The 13796-nt window shown below is 64.7% G+C and carries 8 protein-coding genes; 4 read left to right on the top strand and 4 right to left on the bottom strand.

Features of this window, described 5'->3' with window-relative positions:
* The first annotated feature begins 2 nt into the window (after positions 1–2).
* From AC1DVS_RS05080 to AC1DVS_RS05070, 3 genes are all read left to right on the top strand, one after another.
* Positions 3–911 carry a ferritin-like domain-containing protein gene (locus tag AC1DVS_RS05080; RefSeq protein ID WP_478020799.1) on the top strand — a complete coding sequence of 303 codons (909 nt, stop codon included), beginning with the start codon at positions 3–5 and terminating at the stop codon, positions 909–911.
* A gap of 20 nt (positions 912–931) precedes the next feature.
* A complete protein-coding gene (locus tag AC1DVS_RS05075) occupies positions 932–1906 on the top strand; it encodes a lysylphosphatidylglycerol synthase domain-containing protein (protein WP_478020797.1) in 975 nt (324 codons plus the stop codon).
* A 69-nt stretch (positions 1907–1975) separates the two neighbouring features.
* Positions 1976–3679 (top strand): tetratricopeptide repeat-containing sulfotransferase family protein, encoded by a 1704-nt coding sequence (locus AC1DVS_RS05070; RefSeq protein ID WP_478020795.1) that lies wholly within the window; start codon positions 1976–1978, stop codon positions 3677–3679.
* On the opposite strand, the gene nagE is transcribed toward AC1DVS_RS05070, so the two are convergent.
* Genes nagE through AC1DVS_RS05050 form a run of 4 tightly spaced genes read right to left on the bottom strand, consistent with a single transcriptional unit; the run spans position 3667 to position 12819 of the window.
* Entirely contained in the window at positions 3667–5346 is a 1680-nt protein-coding gene (gene nagE / locus AC1DVS_RS05065; RefSeq protein WP_478020793.1) for an N-acetylglucosamine-specific PTS transporter subunit IIBC, read from the bottom strand. The genes AC1DVS_RS05070 and nagE overlap by 13 nt on opposite strands.
* Positions 5343–7835 carry a phosphoenolpyruvate--protein phosphotransferase gene (gene ptsP, locus AC1DVS_RS05060; RefSeq protein ID WP_478020791.1) on the bottom strand — a complete coding sequence of 831 codons (2493 nt, stop codon included), beginning with the start codon at positions 7833–7835 and terminating at the stop codon, positions 5343–5345. Before ptsP ends, nagE begins: the two co-directional genes overlap by 4 nt.
* Positions 7832–10084: a family 20 glycosylhydrolase gene (locus AC1DVS_RS05055; protein ID WP_478020789.1), complete on the bottom strand. Its 2253-nt coding sequence runs from the start codon at positions 10082–10084 to the stop codon at positions 7832–7834. The genes ptsP and AC1DVS_RS05055 overlap by 4 nt, the downstream gene beginning before the upstream one ends.
* Before the next feature lie 38 nt (positions 10085–10122).
* A complete protein-coding gene (locus AC1DVS_RS05050) occupies positions 10123–12819 on the bottom strand; it encodes a TonB-dependent receptor (RefSeq protein ID WP_478020787.1) in 2697 nt (898 codons plus the stop codon).
* Positions 12820–13056: 237 nt separating this feature from the next.
* Here AC1DVS_RS05050 and AC1DVS_RS05045 point away from each other — a divergent pair, with 237 nt between their 5' ends.
* Positions 13057–13791 (top strand): GntR family transcriptional regulator, encoded by a 735-nt coding sequence (locus AC1DVS_RS05045; protein WP_478020785.1) that lies wholly within the window; start codon positions 13057–13059, stop codon positions 13789–13791.
* Positions 13792–13796: the final 5 nt, after the last annotated feature.

The following is a 13796-nucleotide window of genomic DNA, read 5'->3' as shown; positions in this document are numbered from 1 at the left end:
CCATGAACCTTGCGACCGGACATCATCAGTTCGACGACCGGCAACCGATCCCGGATGGGCCAATTCCCCTGGGCAGCGAAGCCCACAAGATCCTGTTCTGCCGGGCGCTGCTCGAAACCCATGACCCCTATCGCCCTGCACTGATCGACTGGCCAACGCTCGAGCCCGATACCCGCGACAAGATCGTCTCGCTGCCGATCTGGGACATCGCCGTCGCGACCGAAGGCCGCGCGGGCATGAACGTGAAGACCTATGGCGAGGATATCGCCGATCCTCTGCTCAAGGCCGCGGTCGACATGAACGGCTTCGAGGAAAGCCGACACAAGATCGTCCTCGCCGACATGGTCCAGGCGTATGGCATCGAGCTTGCGCCCGAGCCGGAGTACAAGCGCCCGCGCGACCCGGAATTCGCCTTCATGCGGACCGGTTATTCGGAATGCATCGACAGCTTTTTCGGCTTCGGCCTTTTCCGGCTCGCCAAGGATTCGGGATTCTTCCCCGAAGAGCTGGTCGAGACCTTCGAGCCGGTGATGCGCGAAGAGGGGCGGCACATCTTGTTCTTCGTGAACTGGGTCGCCTGGTGGCGCCGCAATATGCCGTGGTGGCGCCGGCCTCTGTTCGAAGCCAAGATATTGATCGTCTGGATGTTCCTGATCGGCGAGCGGATCAGCATGGCCAAGGGCATGGGGGACGACAACACCAAGGCGCAGGAGAATAATTTCACGCTTAACGGCTCGAAGGAGCTGGGGGTCGAGGTGACATTTCCCGAACTTGCCCGTATCTGTCTTGCCGAGAATGATCGTCGGCTGGCGCCCTATGATCCGCGTCTGATCCGGCCACGATTCGTGCCGGCCATGATGCGCTTGGCGCTTCGGTTCGCCGGTCGTTCGGGCGGGGGAGAGAAGGACTGAAAATTTTTGCGCGTGTGGGCATGTTGCTCGCGACCCTGTTCGGGTTGGCGGCTGCGATATGGGCATTCGGTTCGATCGGCTTCGACAGCGTCATCGCGGTCGCGCGGCAGATCGGGCTCGGCGGCTTCCTGCTCTATTGCCTCTGGTCGATCGGCGTGTTCGCGATCCTCGGCGCGGCCTGGCTGGTGGTGGCGCCAGGTGAGGCGCTCGAACGGCTCGGCTGGTTCACCTGGGCGCGACTGGTGCGCGAGGCAGTCTCCGATCTGCTGCCCTTCTCACAGATCGGCGGCATCGTCGTCGGCGTGCGTACGCTGACTGTACGCGCGATCCCGACCTCTCGCGTCTATGCCTCGTTCGTCGTCGACATGACGACCGAGATGGCAGCGCAGCTTGTCTTCACCCTGTTCGGCCTGGCGATGATGGTGACGATGCTCATGGAGGGCGGCGGTGCGGTCACCCTACGCCCGCTGATCCTTGGCGGCACTGCGGTGATGGTGGCGGTGATGGCGATGTTCTTCGCCGCCCAGCGCCCGGCAATCGCGCTGGCGGGCCGCATTGCTCAGCATTTCCTGCCCGGATCGGCGATGGCGACGACGGACATCACTGACGAACTGCGCCGCATCTATGCATGGCGCGGGCGGGTTACGCTTGGCTTTGTGCTCAATCTCGCCGCCTGGATCGGCACTGCGATCGGCAGTTGGATCGTGCTGCTGATGATGGGCGCCAATATATCGATCTGGTCGGCACTGGCGCTCGAGAGCCTGATCTTTACCCTGAGGAGCGTCGCCTTCGCGATCCCCGGCGCGCTCGGCGTGCAGGAAGCGGCCTATGCCCTGGCGGCGCCCCTGTTCGGGCTCGCGCCCGAAACCGCCCTGGCGCTGTCGCTGGCAAAGCGCGCGCGCGATGTGAGCCTCGGTCTGCCGACATTGCTTGCCTGGCAACTGGGCGAGGCGCGCGCGGTCTTGCGGGCAGCGCGGAGCGCCTCAGCCGGCTGACGCTGTCGCCGGCAGCGGGACGCGATGGGGATGTTCCGCACGATCGCTCATGTCGCTATCAGGAATCGCATGGACGCTGACGATCTGCCCACCGCCATCAATCGCGCCCGCCACGCTTTCAAGGAGGGCCGGCTCGACGTGGCGGCAGCGATCGTCGACGGCCTGTTGAAGACAGACCCCGTCTGCCTCGACGCGCTCGAGGTGAAGGCGATGGTGCTGCAGGCAGGGGGCGATCGCGCCGGGGCCGAGGCGACGTTGCGCGCTGCAATCGCGGCGGCGCCGGAGCGGCACTGGCCCTATGACGATCTCGCCCGGCTGCTTCTGGGATCCGGCAAGCCTGCGGATGCGGAAGCCGTGGTGCGGGCTGCGCTCGCGGCGGACGGTGCCAACGCCAATGCACACGGGATGCTCGGCGTGATGCTGTCCGAGCGCGAAGAGCTGATGCCGGGCGCCTGGCATTTGCGACGGGCGCTCGACCTGGCCGGGCGGCATCCGCAATTGCTTGCCGGGCTGGGGCGCAATCTGGCCCGGCAAGGCGCGCTCGAGGAAGCGGAAGCACTGCTACGCGAGGCGGTCGAGCAAATGCCTGACCAGCTTGTACCGCGGGTCCATCTTGCCGAGGTGGTCGAGCAAAGGGGGCGGCTGGATGAGGCGAAGTCAGTATTGGCGGCAGCCGGAGCGATCGCCCGCGAACGTGGACAGGATGTGACGCTGCAGGAAGCGACGCTGGCGGCGCGCACGGCGGACTGGCGAAGCGGCCTGGCGGCGCTCGATGCGGTGAACGATCCCGCAGGCGGCGCGCTGCTCCTGCGCGGCCGCTTGCGCGATCGGGCGGGGCGGTTCGATGAGGCCTGGGCGGATTTCGTGCTGGGCAAGGCAAAGATCGCGTGCGCGACCGGCCGTAATTATTCGCGCGACAAGGTCGAAGGGCACATCGCCGAATTGTGCGCCTTCTTTTCGGCTGAGCGGTTCGCGGCAATGCCATGCGCCGGAGTGCGCAGGGATGTCCCGCAGCCGATCTTCATCCTTGGCTTTCCGCGGTCCGGCACGACCCTGACCGAGCAGGTGCTGGCCAGCCATTCGCGCATCCGGGCCGGCGGAGAATTGCCGTTCACCGCCGAACTGCGCGACTTTGCCGCGCTGACGACCGGCGCACCGTTTCCGGCGGGACTGGGCGCGCTGGCAGCGGCTGACCAAAGCCACCTCCCTGCCCTGTTCCGCGACTTCTATCTGGCGCGCGCGGAGAGCCACGGCCTGCTGGCGCCCGGCGCGGATTTCTTCACCGACAAGATGCCGCTGAACGAGCTGTATCTCCCCTTGCTGCGTATCGCTTTCCCCGAAGCCCCCGTCATCGCGGTGGCGCGGCATCCGTTTGACGTCATGGTGTCAGTTATGGCGCACGATATGACGCACGGATTCAACTGCGCTTATGAGATCGGCGACGCCGCGCATCATTTTGCCGCAGTATCGACGCTCGACGCCCACTATCGCGATACGCTTGGGATTGTGCCGCATGAGCTCATCTATGAGCGGTTCGTCGCCGGCCAGGAAAGCGAAACGGGGCGATTGATGGCGCATTTCGGATTGGAGATGGAGAGCGCGCAGTTGCGCTTCCACGAAAGCACCCGCTTCGCCCCGACGCCGAGCTATGCGCAGGTTCAGGAGCCGCTCAATGACCGGTCGATCGGCCGCTGGCGGAACTATGCCCGGGCGCTGGAGCCTGTGCGCGATGTGCTGGGTGACGCGATTGCGCGGGCGGGTTATGCTGGCTGAAGTGCCTGCGCCACGGGATCCGCGTCGCCACTGACCAGCAGGTGCACCGCATCGGTTGACGGACGCACGATCATCCGCACGCCGAGTGCCGTCAGCCCGGCTTCATCGACCTGCGTCGGATCGAGGAGACGCAGCCACACCCGGCTCGATGCGCCGCCGGCCTCGAGCACATTGGATCGGCCGCCGAGCGCGGCAAGCCATGGCCTGGCATCCGCGGTTTTCGGCGCGATCTGGGTGGCCGCATGGCGCATCTCCATAGCGACGCCATCCGCAATCGGGCCGAGCACCACTTGAAGCGCCTCCGCCGAGGGCCGGACGAAACCACGCGCGCCAAGCTTCCTCAGACGCGGCTCGTCGACCAGTGCCTGATCGCGCACCACTAACCTCAGCCGGGTGGTGCAGGCATCGATACTGCCGAGATTGGCCGCGCCGCCGAGCGCCGCGAGAAACGCGGCACCACGCTCCCCGGCGGTGTCGGCAATCTCCTCGCCGACCGCTTCGAGCTCACGTCCGGGCGTCTTGATATCGAACCGTATGATTGCCCAGCGAAACACGCCGTAATAAATTCCGAAATAGGCGAGCCCGACCGGCAGCAATACCCAGGCTCGGGTCGCCTTCGAGAAATTCAGCACATAATCGAGGAAGCCGGCCGAAAAGCCGAATCCGAGCTTGACCCCGAGCAGAGACATCAGCGCCATCGCGACGCCGGTCAGGATCGTGTGGAAGAAATAAAGCAGCGGCGCGAGGAACATGAAGGTGAACTCGATCGGCTCGGTCACCCCAGTCAGGAAGGCCGTTAGCGCCATCGAGAGCAACATGCCGCCGACGGCCTTTCGCCGCTCGGGCAATGCGGCGTGGTACATGGCGAGGCAGGCTGCGGGGAGGCCGAACATCATCACCGGAAAGAACCCCGACATGAAGCCGCCCGCGCTCGGATCGCCGGCGAAGAAGCGGTTCAGATCGCCGGTCGCACCGTGATAATCGCCGAGGATGAACCAGGCGACATTGTTGATGACGTGGTGGAGCCCGGTGACGATCAGCAGACGGTTGAGCACGCCGTAGAAAAACAGCCCGAACACGCCGGCATGGACGACGCCGTTGCTCAGCCCGTCCACGCCCGCCGTGATCGGCGCGAAGCCGAAGCCGACAACCGCAGCGACCAGCAACCCCGCCAGGCCCGAGATGATCGGCACGAAACGCCGCCCGCCGAAAAAGGCGAGATAGTCGGGCAGTCTGAGATTGCCGTAGCGATTGTAACAGGTGCCCGCGATCAGCCCGGAGGCGATGCCGATCGGCACCGAGAGCTTGGCAATAGCCTTTGCCCGCCACGCCGCCTCGGCAAGTGCCGCCATATCCTTGGAGAGGTTGGCGACGATTTCGGGAGGGACGTGAAGCAGGGTCATTGCGCCGCGCGTCGCGACCAGGAAACAGACGATGCCGGCAAGGCCAGCCGCGCCATTGCTGTCCTTCGCGATGCCGACGCCGATGCCGAGCGCGAACAGCAATCCGAGATTGTCGAAGATCGCACCGCCAGCCGCGGCGACAAAGGGGATATCGAACAGATCCGGCTGGCCCAGCCGCAACAACAGGCCAGCGATCGGCAAGACCGCGATCGGCAGCATGAGGGCGCGGCCGAGCGGCTGGAGCGATTGCAGCGAGAGCTTCATGCGGCTTTCTCCAGCGAGGCTTGCACAAGAGCGCGGACGGCAGCGGCGTCGGGCGAAGCAAGGGCGCGCATCGCCAGATCACGACACGCGGAGAGATCGAGGGTGCGGACCAATGCCTTGGTCTCTGCGATGGCGGTGGGCGAGACCGACAATTCGCTGACGCCGAGGCCGAGCAGTACCGGCACGGCATCCGCCACGGCGGCGAGTCCGCCGCACAGACCGACCCAGCGGTCGTACGCCGTAGCCCCCTTCACCGTCTCCGCGATGAGGCGGAGCACAGCTGGATGGAGCCCGTCCAGGCCGGCCGCAACGGCTGGATTGGTACGGTCGCGGGCGAGCGCATATTGGCTGAGATCGTTGCTGCCGATCGAGAAGAAGGCGACTTCCGCAGCGAGTTCCGCCGCCATCAGCGCTGCGGCGGGAGTCTCGACCATAATCCCGAGTTCGGGCGCGTCGGCGCCGAGGTCGCGCGCCAACCGCTCCAGCAGCATACGAGTATCCAGCACCTCGAAACGATCCGCCACCATCGGCAGCATGATCCGGAGCGGGCCGGTACAGCGAACGCGGAGCAATGCGCGGAGCTGAGTCTCCAGCAGGTCCGGCCGGGCGAGCTGAAGCCGGATGCCGCGCAGCCCGAGCGCGGGATTCTCCTCGGTCGCCATGGGCAGCCAGGGCGCGGGCTTGTCGGCGCCGATATCGAGCGTACGCACGATCAGCGGACGATCGCCAAGCGCATCGGCCACGCCCTGATAGGCGGCAAGCTGTTCGGCTTCATCGGGCGGACTGGAGCGATCGAGAAACAGGAATTCAGTCCGCAACAGGCCGCAGCCCTCGGCACCCAGCCCAACGGCGCGGTGCGCCTCTTCTACCGAGCCGAGATTGGCGGCGACTTCGATCCGAACGCCATCGGCGGTGCGGCAATCTTCGTGCGCGCGTGCCTGTGCCGCCTGACGATGAGCGGCGCGCGACACATGGCGGGCGCGAGTCTGCGCAAGGACCGATGCATCGGGCGCGATCAGCAGCACGCCCGCATCGCCGTCGAGGATGAGGTCGGCACCGTCTTCTATCTCTAATATCCGCGTACCGAGGGCGGTGATCATCGGCAGGTCGAGACCGGCGGCGATGATCGCCACATGCGATGTCGCGCCGCCCTGCCCCGTCGCTATGCCCGCCAGTCCCGCATCGGCAAACGCCATCAGCTGCGAGGGGAAGAGCTCATCGGCAATGAGGATCGCGCCAGGGGACGGGAGAGCGGGCGCGGCGGCGGCGCCTGTCAGTGCGGCGAGCACGCGTCGCTCGATGTCCCGCAGATCGTCGAGACGTTCGGCGAAGCGCCGATCATTCGCTTGGCGCAAGGGCTCGGCGAAGACGGCAATCGCCGCACGCCAGGCAAAGCCTGCGCTTTTGCCGGCGTCGATCGCTTTATGGGCGGCAGCCTCGACCGCCGGATCGTCGAGAAAGGCGAGGTGGGCGGCCGCGATCGCTGCCTGCGGGCCTTCATCTTCCGCGCTTGCGGAGAGTTCGGCACGGATTGTTGCCCGGGCTGCTGTAAGGGCTTCGCGCTCGACGCCCGGATCAGCTGCGTTTTCGGCGACTTCAATCTCCGCGTCGCGGAGCACGAAGGCCGGGCCGATAGCGAGCCCCGGAACGGCGCCGACGCCCTGCAGGCGGGATGGCAGTGGGACCATGGGGAGTGGCGGCGGAGCGGGTGGCCCAGCCTGGATCGGCAGCAACTCGCCCATGCCGCTTTCGATCAGCTCAGCCAGCGCAGCGACCGCGTCGGCAGCCTGCGGCCCCGAACCTTGCAGGCGAAGCGATGCGCCGTGCGACAGGGCCAAAGCGAGCATCGCGACGGGGCTCCGCCCCGAGGCACTGCGTCCGCCGGCCGTCAGTTCGATCTGCGCATCGAACTGTGCGGCGAGCGCGGCCAGCCGCGCTGCGGGCCGGGCGTGGAGGCCGTGCGCCAGCGGCAATCTGATCTCGCGTGCCGCCGTGATCGCCACAGGGGCGGCGGCCTTCTCCGCGCTGGCTTGCAAGGCGCGCAGCACGAGCAGCGGCTCGCCTGCCTGCACCGGCCCGACTGGCGGAAAGGAGATGATCTCGAACGCATCGCCATTGGTGACGACGAGCGGTGTGACCAGACTTCGGGCACGGCGAGCAACGGCGTCGAGATCGAAGGTGATGAGCAGGTCGCCGGCAGCGACGCGCTGTCCTGGCGCCACATGCGTGGTGAACCCCTCGCCTGCCAGCGCGACTGTCTCCAGCCCGATATGGAGCAGCAGCACCGCGCCACCGTCAGCGTCGATCGTCACCGCATGCTTTGCCGGATGGACGACGGTCACCACGCCATCCACAGGCGAAACCAGCCTTCCTTCGACAGGATCGATCGCAATACCATCGCCCAGCATCCGCTCGGCGAAGACGGGATCCGGCAGTTCGGAAAGCAGGGTGATCCAGCCGGACAGCGGGCTTTTGATCGCGATCGTCATGGCGCAGGTTCAAGGGTCAAGCGGTCGAACATCCATAGCGGGTTGGGGCTCGACTGGGTGAAGGTCATGCACAGGTCGTGATGCCCCTGTTGCGGCGCGATGTTGCCGGAAAGCCGGGTGATGCCGCTGTTCGCCGCCGCCGGCGCGAGCGAGATGGTGGCAATCACCGGGCCGGCACAATCATCGCGCCGTACCAGCAGCTCGCCTTTGGACGTGGAAGGCTTCGCGAACACCACATGCTTCAGGTCGGTGCCGAGCGAGAAGTTGAAGGGCAGACTCCCGACATCCGCTGCGATGGAAACCGCTCCGGAGAGCGGCGCGTCGGGCCAGATCCAGCAGGGATGCATGATATCGCCCCACAGGACCCGGCGCTTGCCGTTGGTCGGGCCATCATCCTCCAGCCTGAGCGCAACGCTTTTGCTGCACAGCCGCATCTCGGAAGCGGTACGGGTGCGCAGCAGCGCGGGTGCGACCGTCCAGCTCCGCACGGTTCCGAGTGCTGCTCCGTCCGCAAAGGCCTGCACCTTCAGGCGCGTACCCGAGGCGAGATCAAGCGGCGCCGCAACTATGGGTGAGGTTGCGAGCGGCGCTGATCCGTCGGCGGTATAGTGAAGCGCACCAATCGCTGCCGGTTGCTCAAGCGTGACGCTCAGCCCACCGGACGACTCTGCGAAGCGGGCAAGCGGCTCGAGCGGTGTCTCGTCATAGGCGAGGCCAAGCGCCTTGTAGCGGGCGAATTCGGCCACCAGTCGGGCGGAGAAACCCGGCCAGTCCCGCGCCTGCCGCGACCAGCCGAGCTCAGCGATGATCGCTGCGCGCGGCCACAGCATGCGGTCGGCATAGTCGGTGGTGCGGACATGCTCGGTCCAGAGATTGCCCTGAACGCCGATGATGCGCGCATGCTCCGCCTGGGTCAGGCCGGCGGGAACAGGATCGAACGCGTAGAGCTGCTTCCAGTCAATCGCGTCAGTGCGGCCCGGCGGCTCATCGCCGGAATCGCTCTGGAAATGGTCGAGATAGAGGATCGGCGAGGGCGACAGGATCGCATCATGCCCCGATTTCGCCGCCATGGCCGCGCCCTCGACGCCGCGCCATGACATCACGGTCGCGTCGGCCGGGACCTGCCCTTCGAGGATTTCGTCCCAACCGATCAGTCGCCGGCCGTGCTTCGCCAGATAGGTACCGATCCGCGCAGTGAACCAGCCCTGCAGCGCAGCCTCGTCTTTCAGGCCACGCGCCTTGATCCGCGCCTGGGCGCGCGGGTCCGCCTTCCACTGATACTTCACCGCCTCGTCGCCACCGACATGGATATAGCTGCTCGGGAACAGCGCCATGACTTCGTCGAGCACATTTTCGAGGAAGGTGAAGGTCGCATCCTCGGTATTGAACAGGTTCGGCAGCACGCCCCAATCGGTGCTTGGAGCCGGTAGCGGCTGCGCTGTCGAACCGAGCTCGGGATAGGCGGCGACCGCTGCGGTGGCATGGCCGGGCATCTCGATCTCTGGCACGATCGTGATGTGGCGCTGCGCGGCGTAAGCGACGATCTCGCGGACGTCGGCCTTGGTGTAGAAGCCGCCATAGCGCACTGGCTTGCCGGTCTTCGGATCAAGCCCGGCGGCACCGGGCGGCTGGCGCCATGCGCCGATCGAGGTCAGGCGCGGATATTTGTCGATCTGCAGCCGCCAGGCCTGATCATCAGTCAGATGCCAGTGCAGGACATTGAGCTTCTCCATCGCCATGCGATCGATCAGCTGTTTCACATAGGCGGGCGGCTGGAAGTGACGCGCTGAATCGAGCATCACGCCGCGCCAGGTGAAAGCGGGCGCATCGTTGATCGTCAGCGCCTTGATACGGCCGTCATGCGCTGCGGCGATCAGCTGCCATAGCGTCGTCGCGCCGTAGAAGAGGCCGGTATCGGTCGCAGCGGAAACAGTCACGCCGCTTGGGGTGACACTCAGGCGATAGGCCTCGCCGCCCATAATCGAAGCGTCGTGCCGGAAGCGAATCTTGCCGCCCGCGGCCAGACGCAAGGTCGGGCCACCGCTTCTGGCGACGAGATCAGTCAGCCGCCGCGCCGCGGCGATGCTGCCGGCATCGGCCGCGGCGATCCCTGCGTCAGCAAACAAAAAGCTGCCCGCCTGCGGCGTCACGGCCGCAGGCAAGGGCAGCAGGGGCAGCTCGGGAGGAGCGGCGCATAGGGCCGCCGGCATGCAGGACACCATGACGGCGGCAAGGAGGAAACAGCGCATCGGGCGATCCTAAACGTTACAACCGATGCGCGACAGGCTCAGAAATGGACCTTGCCGCCGATCCAGAAAGTGCGGCCATTGTTATAATAGGCACGCGGGATCGAGGGATCGCCCACGAAATAATAGAGCTTCCGGTTGAGCAGGTTCTGCGCATCGGCGGTCAGCGCGAAATTCTTCGTGATGTTCAGCGTGAACGAGCCGTCGAGCGTGCCGAAATCATCCTGCCACATCGGTGTCGAGCGATCGATGCCAGACCGGAATTTCGACCGGAAGGTATAGGCAAGGCGTGTCGAGATCAGCTTGTTCTCATAGTAAGCGGTCACGTTGAAAGTATGCTTCGAATTGCCGTCGATCACCCCGCCGCCAGCTGCCTTGGCATCGGCATAGGTGTAGTTGGCGAGCATGCCGAAGCCGGCATAGATCGGCTGCTGCCAGTTGATCTCGACGCCCTTGTTGGTGCCGCCCTTGCCGTTGACCGGGCCAGTGATCAGGAAGTTGGCGCCGGCCGGGTGCTGCTGCGTGATCAGGAACTGGGTGAAGGTGGCGCTGGTGATGTAGGAGCTGATATCGAGATAGAAGAGATTGACCGACAGCAGCGACTGCTTGCCATAATACCATTCAGCCGCGACGTTGAACTGCCATGCACGGGTCGGATCGAGATACGGGTTGCCGCCGGCATTGCCGGTCAGCGCGAGATCGCTCACCGTGAACGCCCCCGCCAGCTGCGCATAACCCGGACGAGTCATTGTCCGTGCAACCGCGGCGCGGAACAGCAGATTGGGCTGGGCATTGAAGGTCAGGTTGGCGCTGGGCAGGAAATCCCAATAGCCGCGCTTGACGACGACGGTGCCGCAGGTTCCGCAGAACGGCGTGACGGCATTGGCGACGAGTGCGTTGGGCGAATATTGCAGCGTGTCGAGATTGGTATGTACCGCGCGAACACCGATATTGCCGCGCCAGTCACTGTCATTGCCGAGCTTGGCCATGGCATAGACCGCCTCGGTCTTCTCCTGCACTGAATAGCTCGCCTGCGGATAGAAGGCGAAGTGGCGGCCGCCATTGGTGGCGAGTTCGGTAAGCACCTTGCCTTCGTCGGCGACTGAATAAGGCGGCAGCCCACCGATGCCATTCGCATAATTACTCGGGGTCAGCTCGCCATTGAAGACGGTACCGAGGCCGACCGTGTTGCTGCCGGAATAGGCGCCGTTTCCGGCCCAGGAATAGGCGGTATAGTCGAGCGAGCGCTTGTGGTCGGTATAGCGGCCACCGACCTTGATCGACTTCAGGAAACCATTGCCCATGTCATATTCGGCATTGGCATGGACATAGGTTTCCTCATCCGGGGAGACGATGCGGCCGCCCCATGACCAGCTATAGTAATTGTTGAGATAGGCGGCCGATTTCGGATCGGTCGGCAGGCCGGGATATTTGACCGTCGCACCCTTGTCGGCCAGTGCGTAGTTCACGCCGGTATTCCAATAGGTTTCCCAAGCGAAGGTATCGGTCGTTGCGCCCATGCCCTTTGTATAGCCGGCCTCGGCCGATAGGGTCAGATGCTCGGACGGCTTCCATTTGGTGTCGAGGTTTATCACCCAGGTCGAGGAATAAGCCTGGCGGAAAATGTCGTCCTGAACCCGGCCCTGTACCGGCGAACCGTCAGCCGTCGTCGCGTTCCACGATGCCTGGGTGAGATAGCCGTTGGTCACCGTGTAATTGGCGAGCGCATAGGCATTCGTCCCCGGCGTCGAATTATTGCCGATCGTGCGCGCGATCCAAGCCATTGAGTTGCGGTTGACGTTGTTCGCATCCATCCGCGTGTAGATGCCGTTGAGGTTCACCTCGAAACTGTCGTCGGGCTTATATTGTGCGGCCAGCGTGCCGCCTTTGCGCACCCGCTGTTGGGTAAAATAGGCAGAGCCGATCAGATTGGGGGCGGCCACCGTCTTCCCCGAATTGGCGAAGTTGGTGTAGCTCGTATAGCCTAGGAATTCCTGTCCATCTCGGCGGAAGTCCCGCTTCTGATAGAAGCCGGCGACGAGGACACCGAACGTGTCGTCCTGGTTCTTCCAGCTGTACAGGCCCGAGACCTGCGGATTCCATTTGCCGGCGAGGTCATTGTAGTTCGCCTGGGCGGTCACGCTGAAGGTGTTCGCCTTGAGGTCGAGCGGCCTGCGGCTGTGCAGGTTGATCGTGCCGCCGATGCCGCCTTCGACAAGATCGGCCTGGGACGATTTGAACACCTCGAGCTGGCCAACGATTTCCGAGGGCAGCAGGCTGAAATCGAAGCTGCGGCCGCCAGAGGTCTGGTCGAGCACGAACCAGTCGCCGGTCGCGACCGAATGTCCGTCGAGCAGGGTGAGGTTGAGCGTCGGGTCAGTGCCGCGGATGGAGACCGACTGGTTCTCGCCGAAGCCGCCGGCATTGGCCGATCCGGTAACGACGTTGACGCCGGTCAGGCGGCCGAGCGAATCGGCCACGTTCTTGTCGGGGAACTTGCCGATATCTTCAGCGCTGATCACTTCGGAGATCATGTCGTTGTTGCGCTTTGCCTCGAGCGACCGCTGGATCGAGCCGCGGATACCGTTGACGACGATGTCGTCCTCGGCCGACTGCTCCTGACCAGCCGCGGGCGCCGCGGCGCTAGCGGACACTTCCTGTGCCTGCGCTGGAATAGCGATGGCGAGCGCGAGAGCACTTGCGGTTCCGGCCAAAATTGCCTTGTGAGCCTGGATCATGGTTATTTCCCCTTTTTTGGGCCTATCCAATGGAAAGACCAAAGCACGACCAAATAGGCCGCATGAGATACCGCTTTCTCGCGGTTTGCCCCATACCAAGCCTCTACCGCCCCATTACGCGCACCAATTCATAAATATGCAATACCAAAAATGATGCCAATTCCATTTTTTTCACTTTTGGTATTGAACTGGTACTAACGTTGGCTCTAAGGTCGGTCCAGGCCGGAAGGAAGAAGCATGTTCGTTGATCGCATCGGAACGCTGGACGGGACGGACACAGCGCCCCTCTATCTCCAGTTGCAGCGCGTCCTACGCAGCGCGATCGAGCGTCAGGTTCTGGCGCCCGACGAAGCGCTGCCGGCTGAGCGCGATCTCGCCGACGCCTATAAGGTTTCGCGTGTCACCGTTCGCAAGGCGCTTGACGGCCTGGTCGATGCGCGGCTGCTGACCCGGCGGCCGGGTGCGGGCACTTTCGTCGCGGCGCGGGTCGAGAAGAATTTCGCGACCATCTCCTCCTTCACTGAAGACATGATCTCGCGCGGCCGCCAGCCGCATAGCGAATGGCTGACGCGCACCGAGGGCACGGTCACGCCAGAGGAAGCGATGGCGTTCGGGCTCAGCCCTGGCAGTCCGGTGTTCCGCTTCACGCGCATCCGCTATGCCGACGGGCAATCGATGGCGCTGGAGCATGCGACCATCCCCGCGCAATCGCTGGGGTCGCTCGAGGCGGTTACCGATTCGCTCTATGCGGCGCTCGGAGCGGATCGGCCGGTGCGCGTGCTCCAACGGCTGCGTGCTGTGCTGTTCACCCCCGAACAGGCCGGATTGCTCGGGATCGAAGCTGGTTCAGCGGGGTTGGAGATCGAACGGCGCGGCTTTACGCAGGACGGGCGTACCGTCGAGGTCACCAAATCCTATTATCGCGGCGACGCCTATGATTTCGTCGCCGAGCTGAGCGTCTCACCCCTCTAAGCCAA

This window comes from Sphingomonas sp. P3_C5 (genome assembly GCF_056402635.1).
Note: the sequence above shows the minus strand (reverse complement) of the source record. Positions and strands in the feature narration are given on the sequence as shown.